Origin of the sequence: Novosphingobium aromaticivorans DSM 12444 (assembly GCF_000013325.1) — a bacterium.
Classification (GTDB): Bacteria; Pseudomonadota; Alphaproteobacteria; order Sphingomonadales; family Sphingomonadaceae; genus Novosphingobium; species Novosphingobium aromaticivorans.
Map to the genome: position 1 here is coordinate 2,591,101 of NC_007794.1, position 22,721 is coordinate 2,613,821.

Sequence of the window (22,721 nt, forward strand, 5' to 3'; positions counted from 1 at the left end):
CCGTGGCTTTGCGCCGGCGGCAAGCGCGATCAGAGTACCGCGACCCGGCAAGCGTTTCCCCCATGCACGGGGGTTTGCGCGAGGCATCCGGCAGACTCCCGCATTTCCTGGGGATTTTCGCGATTGGGGAGCGCCCGGGCAAGCGCGTCACCCTGTCCCAAGAAGCTCGGACTATCCTCGCTTAACCAGTCACTTAGCCCCGCGCGGAACGAGCGTTCGGGATGCTGTGACTTTGGACTGGATTTTGCGGCGGCATCATATAACATACTCCATACCAATTATGGAATTGGACATGGCGCAGGCGGTGCGGTCCGGGGGTTTCGGCCCTTTCAGCGATTCGGCGGGCCGGTCCGGTGTCCTGCAGGGAGATCCCATGAAGCCGTCGATGCTCAACCCGGCCCATCTTGCAGCAGTCCCTTTCGCGATCGCCGCGCTCGCGTCGGGCGCGGGCATTACTTCGGCACAGGCGTCGGCACGATCAGGGACCGACCTCCCGCTCATTCCGATGCCCGCCAGCGTCGTCGCCGGACAAGGCGCGCTGCGAATCGGGGCGGATACGCCGGTCGTCGCGGCATCCGGTGACGCAGGGGCCGAGCGCGCGGCGCGGTTCCTCGCCGAAAGGGCGAAGGCGCAGCGTGGGCTCTCGCTGGCGACCGCAAGCATGGCTTCGGGCCCGGCCATACGGTTCGTCCGGGACAACGCGATCGCGGGCGAAGAGGCCTATCGGCTCACCGTCACGGCCAAGGGCGCGACCGTCGCGGCATCCGGCGACCGCGGCATGATCTGGGGGGCGGCAACGCTGGTGCAGCTCCTGTCGCCCGACGGGCGCACCGGCCAGCCGGTGCAGGTTCCGGCAATGACCATAGAGGACGCGCCGCGCTATTCCTGGCGCGGGCTGATGATGGACGTGGCGCGGCACTTCCAGCCGATCGAGACGCTCTATCCGGTGGTCGACGCAATGGCCGAGCAGAAGCTCAACGTGCTCCACCTCCACCTCAGCGACGACCAGGGCTGGCGGGTGGAGATCAAGCGCTATCCGAAACTGACCGAGATCGGCGCCTGGCGCACGCCGCCATCCGCCGGGGAGCCGACGGCCGCGAAAGTCGGCGGGTTCTACACGCAGGAACAGCTCAAGGCGCTGGTCGCCTATGCCGGCGCGCGCGGGATCACCGTTGTCCCCGAAATCGACATGCCCGGCCACGCGCAAGCCGCGGTTGCCGCCTATCCGGAAGAAGTCGGCGTGCTGGGCGACAGGCCGCAGGTGGGGCATGACTGGGGCGTCAATCCGTGGCTGTTCTCACCATCGGAAGGCAGCATGACCTTTATCCGCAACGTGCTCGACGAACTGGTCGAGGTGTTCCCCTCGCCCTTCATCCACGTCGGCGGCGACGAGGCGGTCAAGGACCAGTGGCAACGGTCGCCCGAAGTGCAGGCGCAGATGGCCGCGCTCGGGCTCAAGACCGAGAACCAGCTTCAGGGCTGGATGATCGCAGAACTGGGCAAGCATCTGGCCACCAAGGGCCGGCGCCTGATCGGCTGGGACGAAATCCTCGAGGGTGACGTGCCGACGAGCGCCTCGGTCATGTCGTGGCGCGGCGAAAAAGGTGCGGTCGAAGCCGCGAACAAGGGGCACGACGTGGTGCTGTCCCCCGCCCCCGACCTCTATCTCGACAACCTTCAATCAGACCGCTCCGACGAGCCCCCGGGTCGCATCGGCATCCGCACGCTGGAGCAGGTCTACCGCTATGAACCGACGCCTTCGGGCATCGCGCCGGAGCGGCTGAAGCATGTTCTGGGCGCGCAAGCCAATGCCTGGTCGGAGTACCTGGCGACGGCGAAGCAGAAGGAACATGCAATATTCCCGCGGCTTTCCGCCGTTGCCGAAGTGACATGGACAGCGCCCGCACGTCGTGACTGGAAGAGCTTCGTCGCCCGGCTGGAGCCCCAGATGCTGCGCTACTCGCGCGAGGGCATCGCGGCGGCCGACAGCGCCTTTGCGGTAAACTTCCGCATGAAGGAAAGCCGGGGCGAAGCGCTGCGTGGCGGCAGGCTGACGCTGGCGATGGATACCCAGGCGGGCGCAGGCACGATCCGCTTCGGCGCGGGCCGCAAGATCTATCAGGGACCGGTGACGATCAAGGTCGGAAGCAAGGTCGAAGCGGCGGCGTGGCTGGCCGATGGACGCACGGCGGCAGCCCCGCGCACCTTCGACGCCACCCGTACGGCATTGCTCACGGCAAGCGCTTCGGATCTTGCCGCCTGCCCCAAGGGCGCGCTGGGCCTGAGGGTACCGCTCGTCTCCGGACAGGTGGAGGACGCGCCGGCCTTCAACGTCAACATCTTCGACACCTGCACCCAGTGGATCGATGCGCCGCTGGGTTCGGCCAGGGGCGCGACGTTCGAAGTGGCCCGACTGCCGCGCCACTATGGCCTGGCGCACGAAGCATCGGCCCTGCGCGAGCATTACGCGGTGACCGAACATGGCGAACTGGTCGTGCGGCGCGGCGGTTGCGAGGGTGCGGTGCTTGCCACCTTCCCCCTGCCCGATCCGAAAAGCGCGCCCAACCGGCTGCGCTTTGCCGCCCCGGTCGATGCCAAGCAGGGCGACGGCGCGCTGTGCATGCAGTTCACCTCTCCTCTGTACGATCCGTTCTATGCCATCGAAAAGGTGGTGCTGGAGGACTCGCAGTGATCCGTCCGCTGCTGGGGGCTTTGCTGGCCACGGTTCCGGTCCTCGCCATGGCCGCGCCGCGCAGTGAAGTGCTGCTCGACAAGGGCTGGCAGGTGCGGCTCGATCCCGCAGACGCCGAAGCCGTGCGCGCGCACCCCAGGGCGGCGAAGTGGCTGCCTGCAACGGTCCCGGGCGTGGTTCAGGCCGACCTGGTTGCGCACAAGGTGGTGGCCGACCCGTTCGTCGGCCTCAACGAGGCGCAGGTTCAGTGGGCCGGCCGTAGCGACTGGATCTATCGACTGCCGCTGGAAGCCAACGCGGCCCTGCTGTCGCGCGGGCATGTCGAACTGGTGTTCGAGGGTCTGGACACCTTTGCCACGGTCACCGTCAACGGCAGCGAAGTGCTTTCGGCGGACAATGCCCACCGCCGCTGGAGGGTGGACGTGCGCCACCTGCTGAAGCCCGGCGCGAACGAAGTGCTGATCCGCTTCCGCTCGCCGCTCAAGGTCCTGCAACCCAGGGTCCTGCCGCTGGAAAACCCGCTGCCGGGCGAATACGACAGCGTGTTCGGCGACGAGCCGGAAGGCCGCCAGACTTCGCCCTATATCCGCAAGCCCAAGTATCACTACGGCTGGGACTGGGGCCCGCGCATCCTCAACATCGGCCCCAACGGCCCGGTCCGGATCGAGGCATGGGACGACGCGCGGATCGACGTGGTGCGCGTGCAGCAGGAGGCGATCTCCGCCGCCGAAGCCCGGATTGCCGCCGAGGTCGAAATCGTGGCGGACAAGGATGGCGAAGCGGAAGTTGGCGCAAGCGCGATCGGTCCGGATGGCGCGACGGCGGCCAGCGGCACGCGCAAGGTGCATCTGGTGGCGGGACGCAACCGCGTTCTGGTTCCGCTTGCCATAGCATCGCCGCGCCTGTGGTATCCCGCCGGGTTCGGCGACCAGCCGCTCTATTCCGTGCGCACCAGCCTCAAGGTGAAGGACGAAGTGGTGGACGGCGCGGTCCGGTCGACCGGCCTGCGCACGGTCGAACTGCTGCGGGAGGCCGACGCCAACGGACGCGGCTTCCAGTTGAAGATCAACGGGTTGCCCATCTTCATGAAGGGCGCGAACCTGATCCCCTTCGACAGCTTCCAGACGCGCGTGACCACGCAGCGCATGGCCGCGATCCTGGGCGACGCCAAGGCCGCCAACATGAACATGGTGCGCATCTGGGGTGGCGGACACTATCTGCCCGACGCCTTCTACGACGCCGCAGACCGGCTGGGCCTGATGGTCTGGCAGGACTTCATGTTCGGCGGAGCGGTCACGCCCCATGATCGCGAGTTCCGCGAAAGCGTGCGGATCGAGGCGGAAGAGCAAGTCGACCGGGTGCAGGCCCATCCCTCCATCGTGATCTGGGCGGGCAACAACGAGGTGCTTTCCGGCTGGGAAACCTGGAGCGACCGCGTCGCCTTCAAGAAGCGCGTCGGCGCCGACGAGCAGGAGCGCGTGGGCGTGGGCATGGCGATCCTGTTCAACCAGGTCCTGCGCGACGCGGCCGAGCGGCGCGATGCCGACGTGCCGTACTGGCCGGGCTCGCCTTCGACCAACTACGAAGGCCGGCCCGATGTCGACGGCGACGGCGACCGCCATTACTGGGACGTCTGGGGCGGCAAGAAGCCGGTCGAGGCCTATCTCGAGACCTGCCCGCGCTTCATGTCGGAATACGGACTCCAGGCCATGCCGGTGATGCCGACGATCCGCAGCTTTGCAGGACCCGGCGATCTGGAGATCACTTCGCCGGTCATGCGCGCCCACCAGAAGTTCATGCGGGGACAGGGGCAGGAGCGCCTGCTGCACTACATCGAACAGCGCTACCGGGCCCCGCGCGACTTTGCCGATTTCGTCTACCTGACGCAGGCCATGCAGGCCGACGGCATCGCGCTGGGCGCGCTGCACCATCGCGCCTGCAATCCGGTCACCTCCGGCTCGCTCTACTGGCAGCTCAACGATGTCTGGCCGGGAGCATCGTGGTCGAGCGTGGACTACTACGGGCGCTGGAAGGCACTGCACTTCGCCGCGCGCCGCTTCTTCGCGCCGCTTGCCATCGCGGCGGGCCGCAAGGCTGACGGTATGACCGAGGTGAGCCTCGTGTCGGATCGCACCGCGCCGCTGGACGCGCAGTGGCGGCTGCGGATCGTGAGCGTCGAGGGCAAGGAACGCGTGGTCGGCGGCGGCAATGCCACGGTCGCGCCGCTTTCGGCCTCGCGGGTCGGCACGTTCGACGATGCCGCGCTGTTCGGAAGCGACGACAAGCGCACCAGCTTTGCCGTGGCGGAGATGCTGGTGGACGGCAAGGTCGTATCCCGCGCGCTGGTTTCGGCGCTGCCGGAAAAGGCGATGGCCCTGCCCGACCCGGGGCTGACGACCGCGTGGACCACCGCTCCGGACGGCAAGCCGCGCCTCACGGTAACGGCGGCGCGTCTTGCGCGCGGACTTTGGATCGGGTTCGGTGCGCTCGACGCGAGCGCCTCGGACAACTTCGTCGACCTGCTGCCGGGCGAGAGCGTGACGGTGGAGGTGACGTCCAAGGCTTCACCCGCCGCGCTGCGCAAGGCGCTGGAACTGCGCCATCTGGGCGAGAGCCGGCGATGAGCGCGCTACTAATCCTGCTGGCCGCCGGCGCGGCACAGCCCGACGCGGACATCGCGGCCAGGATCGCGGCGATGAGCGATGCCGAAAAGGCCGCGCAGCTCCAGTCGACCGTGACCGCGAGTTCGCCGGACCTTCCCGCCTACGACTACTGGAACGAGGCACTGCACGGCCTTGCCCGCAACGGCGTCGCCACGGTGTTTCCGCAGGCGATCGGTCTTGCCGCAACCTGGGACGCGCCGCTGCTGGAACGCATCGGCACAGTCGTGTCCACCGAGGCGCGGGCCAAGTACAACGCGCTGCCGGGCAAGGACCGGAGACGCTACCAGGGGCTGACGATCTGGTCGCCCAACATCAACATCTTCCGCGATCCTCGCTGGGGCCGCGGGCAGGAAACCTATGGCGAGGACCCTGTGCTGACGGGCACGCTCGCCACTGCCTATGTGCGCGGATTGCAGGGGCCGGACCTCGACCATCCGCGCGTGATCGCGACGCCCAAGCACCTCGTCGCGCACAGCGGGCCGGAAGCGGGGCGCGACAGCTTCAACGTGCAGTCGAGCGCATACGACATGGAGGCAACCTACCTCCCCGCGTTCCGCCGCGCGCTGACCGAGGGCAAGGCACTGTCGGTCATGTGTTCGTACAACAGCGTGCACGGGGTGCCGGTGTGCGGCGCGGACTGGCTGCTCAACCAGAGGGTGCGCAAGGACTGGGGCTTCGACGGGCTGGTCGTTTCCGATTGCGACGCCATCGGCAACATCAACCACTACCAGCGCTATCGCCAGACCAATGCCGCAGCCTCCGCAGCCGCGATCAACGCCGGCATGGACCTCAATTGCGGGCGCACCTACGCCGCCCTTCCCGAGGCGCTGGCGCAGGGGTTGACGACGCGCGAGGTCGTGGACCGGGCGCTTGCCCGCACGTTCGCCGCGCGCAGGAAGCTTGGCGATGCCTTTGGCGCGACGAGCCCGTGGGCGACCATCCCCGCAAACACAGTCGACACCGCAGAGCATCGCGCGCTGGCGCTGGAGGCGGCGCGCAAATCGCTGGTGCTGCTGAAGAACAACGGCGTCCTGCCGCTCCGGAAGGGCGCGCGGATCGCGGTCGTGGGTCCCAATGCCGACAGCCTCGACACGCTCGAGGCGAATTATCATGGCACGGCGGCGCAGCCGGTGACGCCGCTCGACGGGTTCGCGGCGCGCTACCGGATGAGCTATGCCCAGGGCGCGAGCCTGGCTGAAGGCGTGCCGGTGGTCATACCGCGCACGGCTTTCGGCGCGGGCCTCAAGGCCGAGTTCTTTGCCGATCCCGCGTTGGCCGGAGCACCGCTGACAGTGCGGACGGACGCCAGAGTGGATTTCGACTGGAACCGTACCTCGCCTGCCGCCGGTATCCCGGCCGAACGCTATGGCGTGCGCTGGACCGGCACGATCGCGCCCGACGGGCCGGGCGAACACTTGCTGCGCATGGACGTGCCGCGCTGCTTCGACTGTTCGGGCCACGATGCGGTGCGGCTGTGGATCGACGGCAAACAGGTCATTGCCGACACTGGCGACAACAATGCCGTCGAGGCCCGGGTGACCTTTGCCGACACCCGCCCGCGCGAAATCCGTCTCGAACTTTCCCACGCCAGCGAGGACGAAGGCATCCGCCTGACCTGGGTCGCGCCGCCGGCCGCCCAGCGCGAGCGTGCCGTGGCCGCAGCGCGCGATGCCGACGCGGTGATCGCCTTCGTCGGCCTGTCGCCCGCCGTCGAGGGCGAGGCCTTGCAGATCGAGGTGCCGGGCTTTTCCGGCGGCGACCGCACCGACATCGCGCTGCCGCGCGCGCAACAAGACCTGCTCGAGACGCTCAAGGCGACGGGCAAGCCGCTGGTCGTGGTGCTGTTGTCGGGCAGCGCGGTCGCCATGCCGTGGGTAAAGGAGAACGCCGATGCGGTCGTGGCCGCATGGTATCCGGGGCAGTCGGGCGGCACGGCAATCGCCGATCTGGTCGACGGCACGCTGAACCCTTCGGGCCGTCTGCCGGTGACCTTCTACGCCCGCACCCGCGACCTGCCGGCCTTCGTCGACTACAACATGCGCGAGCGGACCTACCGCTATTTCCACGGCACCCCGCTGTGGAGCTTCGGCGAAGGGCTGAGCTACACCAGCTTTGCCTATGGCAAGGCCAGCGCGCCGGCGCGCATCAAGGCGGGCGAAACGCTGACCGCAACGGTAAGCCTCGCCAATGTCGGCGCGCGTAACGGCGAGGAAGTGGCGCAGGCCTATCTCGTCCCGCCCGAGCACCTGCGCACGATCGGAGAGTTCAACGATCCAGTGCTGCGCCACAGCCTGGTCGCATACCGCCGCGCGGCGCTTGCCAAGGGCGAAACGACCCGGCTGTCCTTCACGCTCGATCCGCGCAGCCTTTCGACCGTGGACCGCAACGGGGTGCGCGCAGTGCGTCCCGGCACCTACCGCCTGTTCATCGGCGGCGGGCAACCCGGCGCGGCATCCGGCGCAGAGATTTCCTTCACCATAGAGGGCACGCTGGAGTTGCCGAAATGAAGATCGACCGGCGACGGATGATGGCGGGTGCGGCGGCACTGGGCGGGATGGCCGCGCTTGGCCCGATGCGCGCCCTCGCCGCGCAGGCTGCCACTGCGACTGCCCGTCCGGAACCTGCCGACCGCCTGTTCGCCAGCCCCGCCGTGGAACGCGAGATTGCGCGCGTATCGGCATTGATCGCCGATGCCGACCTCCGGCGGCTCTTCGTCAACTGCTATCCGAACACGCTCGACACCACGGTCCATCTATCCAGCGTCGAGGGTCGTCCCGACGCTTTCGTCATCACCGGCGACATCGACTGCATGTGGTTGCGCGACAGTTCGGCGCAGCTCAATCCCTACCTGCACCTCGTGCGCGAGGACGAGGCGTTGCGCGGTCTGTTCCGTGGGCTGATCGCGCGGCAGGCGCGCTCGATCCTGATCGACCCCTATGCCAATGCATTCATGCGCGACCCGTCGGCAAGCACGAACCTGCCATGGGCGCTCGCCGACGATACCGAGATGAAGCCGGGCGTGGCGGAGCGGAAGTGGGAAGTGGATTCGCTCTGCTACCCGATGCGCCTTGCCCATGACTACTGGAAGGCGAGCGGCGACACCGCGCCGTTCGACGCGCTCTGGGCCGAGGCGGCCTGGGCCAGCATCCGCACCTTCCGCGAACAGCAGCGCAAGGACGACCCCGGCCCCTACCGCTTCCTGCGCCGCGACAAGCTGGCGACCGAGACGCAGATCCTTGGCGGCTATGGCGCGCCGACGCGCAAGGTGGGCATGATCCACAGCATGTATCGCCCTTCCGACGATGCCTGCGTGTTTCCCTTCCTGGTGCCGTCGAACCTCTTCGCCGTCGCCGCCCTGCGCAAGCTGGCGGCGCTGGCGGGTGCGGTGCAGCAGGCCAAGCTTGCCAGTGCCGCGCTGGACCTGGCGCGCGAGGTGGAGCTGGCCACCTATGCCAACGGCACGATCATCGATCCGGCCAGCAACGAACGGCTCTGGGCCTACGAGGTCGACGGCTTCGGCAACGGACACTTCATGGACGATGCCAACGTGCCCAGCCTGTCGAGCCTTGCCTATCTCGGCGCGGTCCCTTCGGACGATCCGCTGTTCCTGCGCACCCGCGCCGCCGCGTGGAGCGAGCGCAATCCGTACTTCTTCAAGGGCACCGCCGCGGAAGGCATCGGCGGCCCCCACGCCGGGCTGCGCATGATCTGGCCGATGGCAATCACCATGCGCGCGCTGTCGAGCGACGACGACGCAACGATCCGCCAGTGCCTGGCCATGCTCAAGGCCAGCCACGCCGGCACCTTCTTCATCCACGAGGCTTTCGACCAGGACGATCCGGCGAAGTTCACCCGCCACTGGTTCGCCTGGGCCAACGGCCTGTTCGGAGAGCTGATGATAGACCTCGCCAACCGCAAGCCGGCATTGCTGGGAGAAGCCGCATGATCCGCCTGTCGCGTCGCGGACTGATGGCCGGGGCGGGCGCGCTGGGCCTGTCAGCGACCTTGCGCCCGGCAAGCGCCGCTGCCAGCCCGGAAGCGGCGCCGCCGAACCTGTTCATCGGCACCGGCGGCGATGGCCACACCTTCCCCGGAGCATCGCTGCCCTTCGGCATGGTCCAGCTTTCGCCCGATACAGACACCGCGCGCTGGGACACCTGCTCGGGCTATCACCACGGCGATGCCTCGCTGCTGGGTTTCTCGCACACGCACCTGTCGGGCACCGGCATCGGCGACATGCTCGACGTTCTGGTCGTCCCTTGTCGCGGCCCCGTTCTGCTCCAGCCAGGAGCGCTCGACCGACCGGACGAAGGCTACCGCCTGCGCTATTCCGACGAGCTGGCCGAGCCCGGCTATTACCGCGTCGCGCTGGAAAACGGCGTCCTGGCCGAGCTGACCGTGACGCGCCGCACCGGCATCCACCGCTATACCTTCCCGCAAGGTCCAGCACACCTCCTGGTCGACCTGTCGCACCTCGTGATGGAGGGCCCCGGCGAGGCCCCGCTGATCGACGAGGCGCTGCTCGCGCTGGATGAGGACGGCACGCTTTCCGGCACGCGCCGGGTCCACCGCTGGGCCAAGGGCCGACGCTGCTTCTTTGCCATGCAGTTCTCGCGCGCACCGGACCGCGTGGAGTTCTTCACCGACGGCGATGTTCCGGTTCCGGGCATGGCGGCAACCGGCAAGCGGCTGAAGGCCGTGCTGCATTACGACGATGCCGGGGCGGCCCCGCTCGTCGTGCGCTGCGGCATCTCCGCCGTGGACGCACAGGGCGCGCGCGCCAATCTTGCGGCCGAGGCGAAGCACTGGAACTTCGACCGCTACCGCAAGAATGCCATGCGCGTCTGGTCGCGCGAACTTTCACGCATCCGCGTGGAAGGCGGCAGCACGGACGAGCGCACGGTCATGGCGACAGCGCTCTATCACGCCAGCCTCGGCCCGACGCTGTTCTCCGACGTCGATGGCCGCTACGTCGGGCTGGACCGCCAGGTCCACAAGCTGGCGCGCGGCGAGGAAAGCTATACCGCCTATTCGTTGTGGGACACCTACCGCGCGTTCCATCCCTTGCAGACGCTGATCCGCCCCGCGCTCGGCGCCACCTTCGCCGCCGATCTCGTGCGGCAGACGCAACAGAGCCCGTTCGGTCCGCCGGTATGGCCGCTGCAGGGGGTTGAAACCGGCTGCATGATCGCCTGGCACAGCGTCTCGGTCCTCGCCGAATCCCGAGCCAAGGGCATTCCGGCCGACTACGCCGCCGCATGGCCCGGGATCGAACGTCGGCTGTTCGACTGGACCACGCCCAATCTCGACAACAGCCACGGGCTGCGCATCTATGACGAGACCGGCTTCATTCCCGCCGACCAGATCTTCGAATCCGTCTCGCGCGTGCTCGAATACAGCTACGACGACCACGCCGCCGCGCAGATCGCCGATGCCGCAGGCGCCACCGCGCGCGCGGACAGGCTGCGCGAGCGCAGCGGCAACTGGCGCAACGTGTTCGACCCGGCCACCGGCTTTGTTCGCCCGCGTCTGGCCGATGGCTCGTGGGCCGAACCCTTTGCGCCCAACGGCGTCGGCCATTCGTCGCGCTGGCGCGATTTCACCGAGAGCAATTCCTGGCAGGCGACGTTCCTCAACCAGCATGACGTTCCCGGCCTGATCGCGGCAATGGGCGGGGATGCCGCTTTCGAGGCAAAGCTCGACGCGCTGTTCACCGCTGATTCCACCCTGCCCGAAGGCGCGCCGCCCGATATCTCGGGGCTTGTCGGGCAGTACGCCCACGGCAACGAGCCGAGCCATCACGTCGCATATCTCTATGCCTATTGTGGCGCGGCGTGGAAGACGCAGGCCATGGTGCGCCGTCTCATGGCGGAGATGTACCATGCCCGGCCCGCCGGGATCATCGGTAACGACGATTGCGGTCAGATGAGCGCATGGTTCATCCTCTCCGCCCTGGGCTTCTACCCGGTCGACCCGGTAAGCGCGACCTACGTGCTTGGCAGCCCGCTGTTCGAACGCGCAGAGGTCGAACTCGGCAAGGGGCGCAAGCTGGTGATCGAGGCGCCCGGCAACCGGGCCAGCACGCCCTATGTCCAGTCCGTGGCGTGGAACGGCGGGCCCTGGGCAAAAGGGTGGATTGCCCATGCCGATCTCGTCCGTGGCGGCACCTTGCGCTTCGAGATGAGCGGCACGCCGAACAAGGACTTTGCGCGCCTGCCCGAACACCGCCCCAGCCGCACGCAAGCGGCATGATCGCCGGCGCCGCACTTGCGCTGGCGGTTGCTGCGGTGCTTCCTGCGCCGCTCGATCTGGCGCGGCCGTGCACCGCGGGTGAAGCCGTGGCCTCGGACCTGCTGCGCCGCCGTCTGGCAGAGCGCGGTGCGGGAACCGGCAACTGCACCGCATACCTGCGGCTTGTCGCGCGAGACGATCCGACAGCCGAAGGCTTCACCATCGCGCGCAGCGGCAGGACGCTGACGATCAGCGCCCGGTCCCGGCGCGGGCTCGTTTATGGCGCGGGATGGGTGCTGGGGCATATGGACGGGCTGTCCCTGCCGTTCGCCGCAACAGTGCGCGACGCGCCGAAACAGAAGGTGCGCGGCACCCAGATCGGCTATCGCCCCAAGAACAACAGCTACGATGCCTGGACGCCTGAGATGCTGGCCCGCCAGATCGAGGATTTCGCGCTGTGGGGCGCAAACCGCATCCAGATCATCGCTCCTCGATCCGACGATGCGCCGACGTCGCCGGTCATGCCGGTCCCGCCCGAGAAGGCCGTGGTCGCCATGGCGGAGACCGCGCACCGGCTGGGGATCGAGGTGGCGATCTTCTATCCGCTGCTGGGCGACTACGATGGCGGTGCGTCCGACCGGGCAGAGGCCGACCGTCTCGACGCCCTGCTGGGCACGCTTCCGGCCGTCGACGCGCTCTATCTTCCCGGCGGAGACCCCGGACATACGCAACCCACGCGCCTGTTCCCTTTGGCGAAACGGCTTTCGCGGGTTCTGCGGGCCCGCTTCCCCCGGGCCGAACTGCTGATCTCCACGCAAGGCTTCGATGCCGCCGCGCTCGACGCCTTCTTCGCCGAGACGGATCGCCGCCCGCCGTGGCTTTCCGCCGTGTTCGTCGGCCCCCAGACGCGCATTGCCGCAAGCGACCACTTGCGCCGCCTTGGCGGACGCTATCCGGTCGAACTCTACCCCGACACCGCCCATGCGATGCAGGCGCAGCTGCCCGTCCCGGACTGGTACCCCGCCTTCGCGCTGGTCGAAGGACGCGAACCGGTTAACCCGCGCCCCGCCGCCATGCGCGCGGCCTTTGCGCGGATGGCACCGGGCACACGCGGCGCGGTGAGCTATTCCGAAGGTGTGAACGACGACTGGAACGTGCACCAGTGGCTGGCGATGGGCTGGAATCCCGATGCCGATCCGGCGGAAATCGCGGCGCGCCATGCCCGCACCTATTTCGGCACGGCAGGATTCGCAGCGATCCCGGCGATGCTGGAAGACAACTGGCGTGGCGACCCTGCGGGCAACGAGGGCATCGACCGCACCCTCGCCTTCGTGGACGGACTGAGCCCTGCCCCCTGGGCGGGCTGGCGCGTCGCGCTCTACCGTTATCGCGCGGTGCAGGATGCGCTGGTGCGCGAGCGCTGGCGGCGCGCCCGTGCCCGCCAGGCCGAAGCGCTCTATGTTCTGCGGCAGGCCCCCGCCATCGGCGCCGCGGCGGCGGCGGCCGGCGCGACCCATGCCTTTGCCAAGCCGGAAACGCCGCGCACCGCCGAACTGCTCGGCCGGCTTGTCGCGCTGGCAGACGAGTTGCGGGCCGCTGCCGGCATGCAGCTCTCCGTCGAACGTCACGGCGCGTCCGACTGGCGACGCGGCGCCAACCTCGACCGCGCGCAGGTTCTGCTCGATGACCGCGAGGCCACCACCCGCGCCGTGGCCGCCGCGCTCGCCCTGCCGGACGAGGCGGCGCGCACGCGCGCGCTTGCCGCGATCGGCGATCCCTGGGGCATGGCCGCGCTCGTCCTCCACGACGACCTCGGCGATCCAGGCAACGAACCCCACCTCGTGCGCGGCGCGGGCGAAATGGCCGATCCGCAGGGCTGGCGCACCGCCATCGACGGCGTAAACGACCACACGCCCGGCGAGGGCTGGCGACTTGCCGAGATCACTTATGCCGAAGCGCTCTACGAGCACCCGCTGACCCTGCGCTACACCGGGCTCGCGGCAAACCGCGCCTATCGCCTGTGCTACCTGCGCGCCGGCGAGGATTATGCCCTTCCGCTCACGCTCACCGCGAACGGCCGCAAGCTTGATGCTCCCGCCATCCGCACCGCCAATCCGCAGGTCGTCGAAATCGACCTCCCGCGCGACATTGCCGCAACCGGCACGCTCGATCTCGTCTGGCAGCGCCCGCCCGGCATCGGCGGCGGCGGGCGCGGACGCCAGATCGCCGAAGTCTGGCTCGTTCCGGAGCCTTCAGTCTTCACCTGTCCCCAGACCGGAGTCCATCAATGACCCTGCCTGCCCTTTCCCGTCGCACCGTGCTGTCGGGCTCGCTCCTTGCAGGCGCCGCCGCCTGCACGCCCAAGGCGGGCGGCCTTGCCTCCTCGCCTGTCGTGCCCGCACTGCCCGCGCCATGGGGCGCCGTGCCGCATCCGCGCCAGGTGAAATGGCACGACCGGCGCATGTACGCCTTCATCCATTTCTCGATGAACACCTTCACCGACAAGGAATGGGGTTTCGGTGACGAAGACCCCGCCATGTTCAACCCCACCGATTTCGACGCCGACCAGATCGTCGGCGCGGCGGTGGCGGGCGGACTTACCGGCCTCATCATCACCGCCAAGCACCACGACGGCTTCTGCCTCTGGCCCACCACGCTGACCGAACACTGCGTGCGCAATTCGCCCTGGCGCGGGGGCAAGGGCGATGTCGTCGGCGAACTGGAGGCCGCGTGCCGCCGCGCCGGGATCAACTTCGGCGTGTATCTCTCGCCGTGGGATCGCAACCGCGCCGATTACGGCAAGCCGTCCTACGTCGAATACTATCGCGCCCAGTTGACCGAATTGTGCACCCGCTATGGCAAGCTGTTCGAGGTGTGGTTCGACGGCGCGAACGGCGGCGACGGCTTTTATGGCGGCGCGCGCGAGACGCGGCAGATCGATGCGCCGAAGTATTACAACTGGCCCGGCATCATCGAACTCGTCCACTCGCTCCAGCCGGATGCCTGCACCTTCGACCCGCTCGGCGCGGACATCCGGTGGGTCGGCAACGAGGAAGGCCATGCCGGCGATCCCTGCTGGCCAACCATGCCGAACGCGCCCTACGAAATGGACAAGGGCTATACCGGCGTGCGCGGCGCGGAACTGTGGTGGCCGGCGGAAACCGATGTCTCGATCCGTCCCGGCTGGTTCTACCACGCCGACGAGGACACCCAGGTCAAGACGCCGCAGAAGCTGATGGAGATGTTCGACCGCTCTGTCGGCCATGGCAGCAACTTCCTGCTGAACCTGCCGCCCGACCGCCGTGGCCGGATTCCCGATCGCGACGTCGCCAGCCTCAAGGCCTTCGGCGATGCGATCCGCGCCACGTTTGCGCAGGATCTGGCGCGCGGGGCGCTTGCCAGTGCCAGCGCGGACATCGGCTCCACCGCCGCCAGCGCCATCGACGGCAATCCCGACACGTTCTGGTGCGCGCCCGCCGAAGCGCGCGACGCCGCGCTCGCGCTGGAACTCCAGCCCGGGACCCGGTTCGACACGATCGTCTTGCGCGAATGGCTGCCGCTGGGACTGCGCACCACGACTTTCGCCATCGACATCGCCGACGACGGCGGCGAATGGCGCGAAATCGCGCGCAAGGACATGGTCGGCCCCGAACGCCATGTCCGCCTGCCCGCGCCCGTCTCTCCGCGCCGTGTGCGCTTCCGTGCCATCGCGGCAGAGGCAGGGCCGACGCTGCGGGAATTCGCGCTCTACCTGTCGTCAGCGCCCATCGAACTGCCGCCCGCGGTGCCTTCGGACCCCAGCATCGTCTCGCGCCGCCGCTGGAAGATCGTGGCCGCCAGCGCACCCGGGGCCGATGCCGTGCTCGATGAAAACCCGAAGAGCGCGTGGACAGCGCCCGCCACGGCTTCGCTGACCATCGACCTCGGCGGGGAAGAGAAGCTCGCGGGCTTCACCCTGACGCCCACGCGCCACATCGATCCGCAAGCCGCCCCGCCGGCGCGCTGGCACGTCGAGACGAGCCTCGACGGCAAGTGCTGGAGCAAGGCGGAAGAAGGCGAGTTCCAGAACATCAACTATGCCCGCGCGACGCAGCGCATCGCCTTTTCCGCGCCGCGCAACGCCCGCTACCTGCGCCTCGCCTTCCCGCGCCCGGCCGTGCCCGCACCGGCCATCGCCGTGGCGACAATCGGTGCCTTTCGCTAGTTGGTCGTGACCCGCACGGCCCCGGCGATGCCCGATGGCACGCCGGGGCCGGAGCGGACAAGCAGAGCGATCTCGCGCGCGCCGGGTTTGAGCGCCACGGTCATCGGCGCCGGATCGGGCGTGCCCTTGCGCACCGCCAAGGCCCCGTCGATCCAGAGTTCCGCGACGCCGGCGACGCGATCGAACTGGAGCTGCCCTCCTCGCGTCGCCAGCGCGCGCCGTGCCGGAATCACCCCCCTCAGTATCCTCCAGCCCGGTTGCGTATCATCCGCCGCCACCCACGGCGTGCGGACGAATGCCCAAAGATTGTTGTCGCCGTCCGCCGGCCGCAACGCGGGATCGGGGCGCTCGGCATAGGCGGGCGAACATCGCCAGTCTGCAACGACAATGCGCGGCAGGGCTGCCGCCAGCGCGGGCGGTGGGGATACCTGGCGGACCGGCACGCTGGCGCGCGCGGAGCGCAGGCCCGGCGCACTTGCCTCGACCGCCAGTGACCCTTCGCCGGCATCGGCGCGGACGATCACCTGCGCCAGACCGTTGAACAAGGACCGCTCGTTGCCCTTCTCGCTCTCGTGGCTGTTGGGGTCCCCGTTGCCGAGCCCCAGCACCGTGCCCCGAACGACACCTAACCGCACACGGGCGTCCGCAGTCGGCACATGAAGCCCCCGGGCATCGACGCAATCGACCGTGAAGGCGGCCACATCCTCGCCGTCCCCCCGCAGCGATTTCCGCGTCGGCGTCAGGCGCAACGCAACCGGCTTTCCAGCGGTGCGATGGATCGCCCGCGCGACCACTTCCCCGCCGCGCAAGGCTTCCGCTTCGATCACTCCCGGTTCGTAGATCGTCCTGACCGTGGCGCCCATGATGGGATCGCAGTCCTGTTCGGCAACGACCCTTCCGTTGAGCCGCAGGCGGACCCGGCCCGCGTTGGAGGTGACCAGAAGTTCGATTTCCTGCCCCTCGCGCCCCGGCCAGGTCCAGTGCGGGGCGATGCCGACAACCGGCCGGTCATCGATCCACTGCGCACGGCGGATGTCGTATGCCGTCTTTGCGAAACCGCAGAGGTCGACGATGCCGAAGTAGCTGGAAATCGTCGGCCAGTCGTAAGGCGTTGGCTCTCCGTGATAATCGAATCCGGTCCAGACGAAGCCGCCCGCGACGAAGGGGCGCCTGGCAATCTCGCGCCAGGCATCGCGGTGCGTCGCCCCCCAAGCCGCCGCTTCCTTGTCCATCGAGGTGATGACATGCCCCGCCGGATCGCTGGCATAGGCGCCGCGTGTCATGAAGGCGCTGGTATCTTCCGAACTGGTGATCGGCAGGTCCGGATGCTCGGCATGGAAACGGTCGAAGTCGCCGGGGTAGTAGTTGAAACCGACCACGTCGACGACCTGGCTGACGTTTACGGGATCGTGGAACGCCCCGTTCATCGCCGCGGTTACCGGCCTGCTGTCGTCCAGTGCCCGGACGGCGGCGCGCATCCGCCGCACCATTTCGACGCCCTGCGTGGTGCCCTGCATCGGCTCCTCGTTGAACACCGACCACAGCACGATCGAGGGATGGTTGCGGTGTGCGCGCACCAGCCATTCGAGCTGGGCCATGTTCTCTGGCGCGGGATTGAACACGCGGTTCTCGTCCATGACGAGAAAGCCGATGCGATCGCACAGCGCATAGAACGCTTCGGACTGCGCATTGTGCGAGCAGCGGATCGCGTTGCAACCCATGTCCTTGAGCCGCGCCAGCCGCCACGCCAGCAGGGCATCGGGGATGGCAACGCCCACCCCGGCATGATCCTGATGCAGGCAGACGCCCTTAAGTTTGACGGGCTTGTCGTTGAGGAAGAAGCCCTTTTCCGCATCGAAGCGGATGGTGCGAAAGCCCACCGGGACGCGCCGCAAATCCATCCCGTCAAGATGGCCTGCGGTGATCTCCACTTCGTAGAGGGTCGGCGTTTCCACGGACCACAGGGCGGGATTGCCCACTTCCAGCGTCACCCGCGCTTCCGCCCGCCCCAGCGGCTCGACCTGGGCATGGGCCTCCCCGCGCGCGACCTCGCGGCCCGCGCCGTCGCGCAGGACGGCGGTGACCGTGACCGTCCGGGCAAGCTTCTCGACGCTTTCCAGCGTCACAGTGACCGGCACCCACCAGCGCCCGTCGACAAGCCGGGGATCGCAGTGCACCCCGTCGGTAGCAATCGAGACCCCGGAGCGGCGCGCAAGCCAGACATGGCGATAGATGCCCGCGCCCTCGTACCACCAGCCTTCCAGCGCATCGGCATCGACGCGCACGGCTATCACGTTGTCCTCCTCGCCAAAGCGGGCGAAGGGGGTGATATCGATGTTGATGGCGTTGTAGGCGGAACTGTTGCGCGCAACGAGGCTGCCGTTGATCCAGATCTGACAGGCCGTGGCGACGCCGCCGAATTGCAGTTCCAGCCGCTTGCCCCGGTCGGCTTCCGCCAGCCTGAACGTGCGGCGATACCAGCCGATCCCGCGCGGACGATAGCCCTGCGACACATTGGCTTCGCGCACGAAGGGCTGCGCGGAGGCCCAATCGTGGGGCACACGCACCACAGGCCAGTCACTGTCGTCCCAAGCCATGGCTGCGGCGCCGCGCGCATTGCCAGCCTTTACGGAGAGATATGTCTCGTGATGGCTGGCCGGGGGCGGCACGACGACATCGCCTTCGTGAAAGCGCCAGCCTTCGTCCAGAAGCAGCCGCGACGGATCGTGCTGCGGCAAGGCCCAGGGCGTATCGTCGCGGGGGGCAAGGCCATGAAGGAGCGGTGATTCCTCGACGTCGGAGGCAGTTCGTGCCACGGCAGGTGGCATCAGCGGGAGCGTGCCCGCGATCAGGCCCGCGCCGAGAACCTCCCGGCGGCGAAGCCCGCTCATGCGCTCTCCCATGTGTCGAGCGCCGTACGTAATGCGTGCACTTCCCTGGCGCAGGTGCGGCGGCGCGGTCCGGCGGCGAAGCCGAGTTCGAGCACGCGCGGGTCGGGCGCGGCGCCCGCGCCGACGGCGGCGGATGCGTGGACCGCACCGACGCCGGTCGCCTCGACAATCGACACGACGTTGGCCGAACGAACGCCCGATCCCGGCATGATCGCGATCCGTCCCCCCGCCCGCTCGCGCATGGCATCAAGTATCGGCAGCCCCTCGACCGCGCGTTCCGCACCGCCCGACGAGAGGATGCAGTCGAACCCCAGCTCTGCCGCCAGATCGACCGCGCCCAGTTGATCGGCCACGAGATCGATGGCCCGGTGCAGCGTCAGGCCGACGTCGGGCCTGACCCGGCGCATGGCATCGCACCAACGCCCAAGCGCGTCCCGATCGAGGAATGCCGCCCGGGTGGCGCCGAAGACCAGACCATCGACGCCCAGCTTCAGCAGCGCGATGCCTTCCGCCTCCGCCGTTTCCAGATCGACGGCGGAATAGGCGAAATCGCCGTCGCGCGGCCGGACCATCGCCCGCACCGGCACCGATTGCGCCTGCGCAAGCTCGACCGCGCGCGAGGCAAGCCCCGCCGAAGGCGTCAGCCCACCGACCGACAGCGCCGAGCAAAGCTCTATCCGTTCAGCTCCGCCATCGAGCGCGGCGACGAGATCGTCGATCGTATCGACGCAGACCTCGAGGAGGACGTGGGCCTTCACGCTGCGACCTCCGATCAGGTTGCGGGGACGACAGTCTGTCGCTGGGTGCCAAGCTTTTCGATGCCCAGTTCGACCACGTCGCCCACGTCGAGGAATACCGGCGGGTTCTGGCCGAGCCCGACGCCCGCCGGGGTTCCGGTGGTAATGATGTCGCCGGGCTGGAAGCTCATGAACTGGGACATGTAGCTCAGCAGAAACGCTGGCTTGTAGACCATCGTCTGCGTGGAGCCGTCCTGATAGCGCTTGCCGTTCACTTCCAGCCACATGGCAAGCTGGCCGGGATCGCCCACTTCGTCGGCAGTGACCAGCCACGGGCCGATGGGGCCGAAGCTGTCGCAGCCCTTGCCCTTCATCCACTGCCCCTGCCGCTCCATCTGGAAAGCGCGTTCGGACACGTCGTGGCAGACGAAGTAGCCGGCGATGGCCGCGCGCGCGGTTTCCTCGTCGGCATAGCTGACCGGGCTGCCGACGACGAAGGCCAGTTCCACCTCCCAGTCGAGCTTGGTGCTGCCGCGCGGCTTGATGACCGGATCGTTCGGCCCGCAGATCGCGCTGGTCGCCTTCATGAAGGCGACCGGTTCGCTCGGCACGGTCGCGCCGGTTTCCTCGGCGTGGTCGGAATAGTTTAGCCCGATGCACACGAACTTGCCGACGCGGTTGACGCAAGGGCCGAGACGGCCGGGTTCCGCCACGGCGGGGAGAGTTTCGGGATCGAGCGCGCGAAGCCGGTCCAGCACCTCTGGCGAGAGGGCCGCGCCATCGATGTCGGCCACGTGGCCGGAAAGGTCGCGCACCGTGCCGCCCGCGTCGAGCAGGCCGGGCCGCTCCTCTCCCGGGTTTCCGTAACGCAGCAGCTTCATGGCATTTCCTTCGTGTTGATATGGTCTGCAAGATCGAAGATCGGTTGGGCCCGGAGCCATTTGACACCCGGCGGCGCGCCGGGAAGCGGCTTCTGGAAGGCGTCCATCCGCTTTTCCCACTCGGCCGATGCCTCGCTCGCCACGCGATCCCCGGCGGGGACTTCGCCCGAGGTTTCGGTGATCATGACGAGCCGGTCGCCGGCGCGGTAGATTTCCATCACGGTGATGCCCGAGCCGACGATGTCGGCCAGCACGCCCGCCGGCACGCGACCGGGACGGTGCCAGTCCTCGTAGGCAGCCGCCAGCGCCTCGTCGGCAAGGTCGAGCATGAACACCTCGCGCATGATCAGTTCCCTGCCGCGCGGGCACGCAGCGCCGACATGCCGAACAGCGCAACGACGACGAAGCTGGCCAGCGGGACCAGCATGCCGAGCTGGAGGGAATGCGCCTTGTCGCCGATCAGGCCGACGAAGGGGGGAAAGACCGCGCCGCCGATGATCGCCATGATGATGAGCGACGACCCGAGCTTGGTCCGCGCACCGAGGCCGGCGATGCCGAGGGCGAAGATCGTGGGGAACATGATCGACATGAAGAAGCTGGTAAGGCCGAGCGCGATGACCGCCGTCCATCCCGGCGCGAAGGCGGCAACGGCGCAGAGTGCTGCCGCGATCAGGCCGAACGCGACCAGCAGGCGCGGTGGATCGACGTAGCGCATGAGCCCAGTCCCGGCGAAGCGGCCCGCCATGAACGCCATCAGGCTGTAGCCGAGGAGGTGCGCCGCACGCACTTCACCCACACCAACAAGATCCTGCGCGAAGTTGATGAAATAGCTCCAGATTGCCACCTGCGCGCCGACGTAGAAAAACTGCGCGATCACGGCGCGGCGCAACATCGGCGAGGCCGGAATGCCGCCGGAAAGCCCGGCTCCTCCGGCGTGTTCCTCGTCCACCCGGGGAAACCGCGTGAGGCGCACCACCGCGGCAAGGAACAGCACGAGCAGGCCGAGCGCGAGGTAGGGCGACTGGACGGTCAGCGCTTCAGCTGCGCGATAGGCCTCGACTTCGGCAGGGGCCATCGCCGCGAGTTGCCCGGGCGTGTGCTCCACCCCGGTGAAGATCAGCGCACCGCCGATGAACGGCGCGATGAACGCGCCGAAGCCGTTGAAGCTCTGCGCGAGGTTGAGCCGCTGCGCCGCCGTCCGTGCAGGTCCCATCACGGTGATGAGCGGGTTCGCCGCCGTTTCGAGAAAGGCCAGGCCCGCCGCGATGATGTAGAGCGCGGCCAGGAAGAAGCCGAATGCGCGCACTTCCGCAGCCGGGAAGAACAGGAAGGCGCCCAGCGCATAGAGGCCGAGCCCGATCAGCAACCCGTTGCGATAACCGACGCGCGTCATCACCCACCCCGCAGGCAGCGCGATGGTGAAGTAGCCGAGATAGAACGCGGTCTGCACGAGGCCCGATTGCATCCGCGTCAGTTCGAGCGCCTTCTGGAATTGCTTGATGAGGATGTCGTTGAAGTTGTTGGCGATGGCCCACATGAAAAACATGCTGCAGACCACAGCGAAGGGTACCAGGAAGGCGCGCGTGACCAGCGGCTCTCCGCTCGTCTGCTCGTTGTCCTCGATCGTTCCGGACCCTGTCAGCGCCATTTTCCCCTCCGCTTTCGTCGTTATCGTTCTTTAGCTGTTGGACCAGCCACCATCGATGACATGGCACTGCCCGGTCGTGAAGGCCGAGGCATCGCTGGCGAGATAGAGCGCGAGCGCGGCGATCTCGTCCGGGCGACCGATCCGTCCCATCGGCTGGCGCGCGGTGAAGGCGGCCATGGCGGCGTTGAAATCGCCGGTTGCGGCAAGCCGCTGCTCGAGCGAGGGAGAATGCACGGTGCCGGGGCAGATCGCGTTGCAGCGTACGCCCTGCTGCACGAAGTCCGCCGCCACCGCCTTGGTCAGGCCGATCACCGCAGCCTTGCTCGCGCCATAGGCGAAGCGGTTGGCTACGCCGAGGATGGAACTTGCGACCGAAGCCATGTTGATGATCGATCCGCCGCCGCGCGCGATCATGCCGGGCAGAATGGCGCGGGTCATCCGGAACATCGCCGTCACGTTGAGGTCGAGCGCAAAGGCCCAGTCCGCATCGGTACAATCGAGGATCGTGCCGTTGTGCACCACGCCAGCGCAGTTGAACACGACATCGAAGCCGTCCTCCTCGGCGACCATCGCGGCGATTGCCGCAGCATCGGTCACATCGAGAACGCGGCTGCGGCAGCCGTCCAGCGAGGCAAGCGCATGGGGATTGAGGTCGGTTGCCAGAACATCTGCACCCGCATCGCGGAACGCCTCGGCGCTGGCCCGGCCGATGCCCTGCCCGGCGCCGGTAACCAGCGCGCGCTTGCCTGAAAGGTCGAAAGTGGTCGTCATGGT

At 68.2% G+C, this 22,721-nt stretch carries 13 protein-coding genes; 7 read left to right on the top strand and 6 right to left on the bottom strand.

Translation table 11 applies throughout. The annotated features are described in order from the left end of the window. The first annotated feature begins 373 nt into the window (after positions 1–373). From SARO_RS12165 to SARO_RS12195, 7 genes are read left to right on the top strand one after another with little or no spacing between them, the layout of a single operon-like run. Positions 374–2,692 carry a beta-N-acetylhexosaminidase gene (locus SARO_RS12165; protein WP_234007356.1) on the top strand — a complete coding sequence of 773 codons (2,319 nt, stop codon included), beginning with the start codon at positions 374–376 and terminating at the stop codon, positions 2,690–2,692. Further along, a complete protein-coding gene (locus SARO_RS12170; RefSeq protein WP_011446060.1) occupies positions 2,689–5,316 on the top strand; it encodes a beta-mannosidase in 2,628 nt (875 codons plus the stop codon). The genes SARO_RS12165 and SARO_RS12170 overlap by 4 nt, the downstream gene beginning before the upstream one ends. Beyond that, on the top strand, positions 5,313–7,862 hold the full coding sequence (locus SARO_RS12175; protein ID WP_011446061.1) for a glycoside hydrolase family 3 C-terminal domain-containing protein: 2,550 nt from the start codon (positions 5,313–5,315) through the stop codon (positions 7,860–7,862). The genes SARO_RS12170 and SARO_RS12175 overlap by 4 nt, the downstream gene beginning before the upstream one ends. Further along, entirely contained in the window at positions 7,859–9,301 is a 1,443-nt protein-coding gene (locus SARO_RS12180; RefSeq protein ID WP_011446062.1) for a glycoside hydrolase family 125 protein, read from the top strand. Before SARO_RS12175 ends, SARO_RS12180 begins: the two co-directional genes overlap by 4 nt. After that, a complete protein-coding gene (locus tag SARO_RS12185; protein WP_011446063.1) occupies positions 9,298–11,607 on the top strand; it encodes a GH92 family glycosyl hydrolase in 2,310 nt (769 codons plus the stop codon). The genes SARO_RS12180 and SARO_RS12185 overlap by 4 nt, the downstream gene beginning before the upstream one ends. Further along, the gene (locus SARO_RS12190; protein ID WP_011446064.1) at positions 11,604–13,877 is read left to right on the top strand and encodes a hypothetical protein; all 2,274 of its coding nucleotides are present in this window, start codon (positions 11,604–11,606) and stop codon (positions 13,875–13,877) included. Before SARO_RS12185 ends, SARO_RS12190 begins: the two co-directional genes overlap by 4 nt. After that, positions 13,874–15,790: an alpha-L-fucosidase gene (locus tag SARO_RS12195; RefSeq protein WP_011446065.1), complete on the top strand. Its 1,917-nt coding sequence runs from the start codon at positions 13,874–13,876 to the stop codon at positions 15,788–15,790. The genes SARO_RS12190 and SARO_RS12195 overlap by 4 nt, the downstream gene beginning before the upstream one ends. Here the strand turns inward: SARO_RS12195 and galA are convergent. The 6 genes from galA to SARO_RS12225 are packed head-to-tail and all read right to left on the bottom strand — an operon-like array spanning position 15,787 to position 22,718. Then, on the bottom strand, positions 15,787–18,681 hold the full coding sequence (galA, locus tag SARO_RS12200) for a beta-galactosidase GalA (RefSeq protein WP_011446066.1): 2,895 nt from the start codon (positions 18,679–18,681) through the stop codon (positions 15,787–15,789). The two genes, SARO_RS12195 and galA, sit on opposite strands and share 4 nt — an antisense overlap. Continuing rightward, positions 18,678–19,439 (bottom strand): copper homeostasis protein CutC, encoded by a 762-nt coding sequence (locus tag SARO_RS12205; protein ID WP_011446067.1) that lies wholly within the window; start codon positions 19,437–19,439, stop codon positions 18,678–18,680. Before SARO_RS12205 ends, galA begins: the two co-directional genes overlap by 4 nt. 14 nt (positions 19,440–19,453) lie before the next feature. Continuing rightward, positions 19,454–20,299, bottom strand: a complete 846-nt coding sequence (locus tag SARO_RS12210; RefSeq protein ID WP_011446068.1) for a fumarylacetoacetate hydrolase family protein — start codon at positions 20,297–20,299, stop codon at positions 19,454–19,456. Next, complete coding sequence (locus SARO_RS12215; protein WP_011446069.1) at positions 20,296–20,643, bottom strand: L-rhamnose mutarotase; 348 nt, start codon at positions 20,641–20,643, stop codon at positions 20,296–20,298. Before SARO_RS12215 ends, SARO_RS12210 begins: the two co-directional genes overlap by 4 nt. A 2-nt stretch (positions 20,644–20,645) precedes the next feature. Next, a complete protein-coding gene (fucP, locus tag SARO_RS12220) occupies positions 20,646–21,947 on the bottom strand; it encodes an L-fucose:H+ symporter permease (RefSeq protein ID WP_011446070.1) in 1,302 nt (433 codons plus the stop codon). 30 nt (positions 21,948–21,977) lie between these two features. Further along, positions 21,978–22,718 carry an SDR family oxidoreductase gene (locus tag SARO_RS12225; RefSeq protein ID WP_011446071.1) on the bottom strand — a complete coding sequence of 247 codons (741 nt, stop codon included), beginning with the start codon at positions 22,716–22,718 and terminating at the stop codon, positions 21,978–21,980. Between the last annotated feature and the right edge of the window lie 3 nt (positions 22,719–22,721).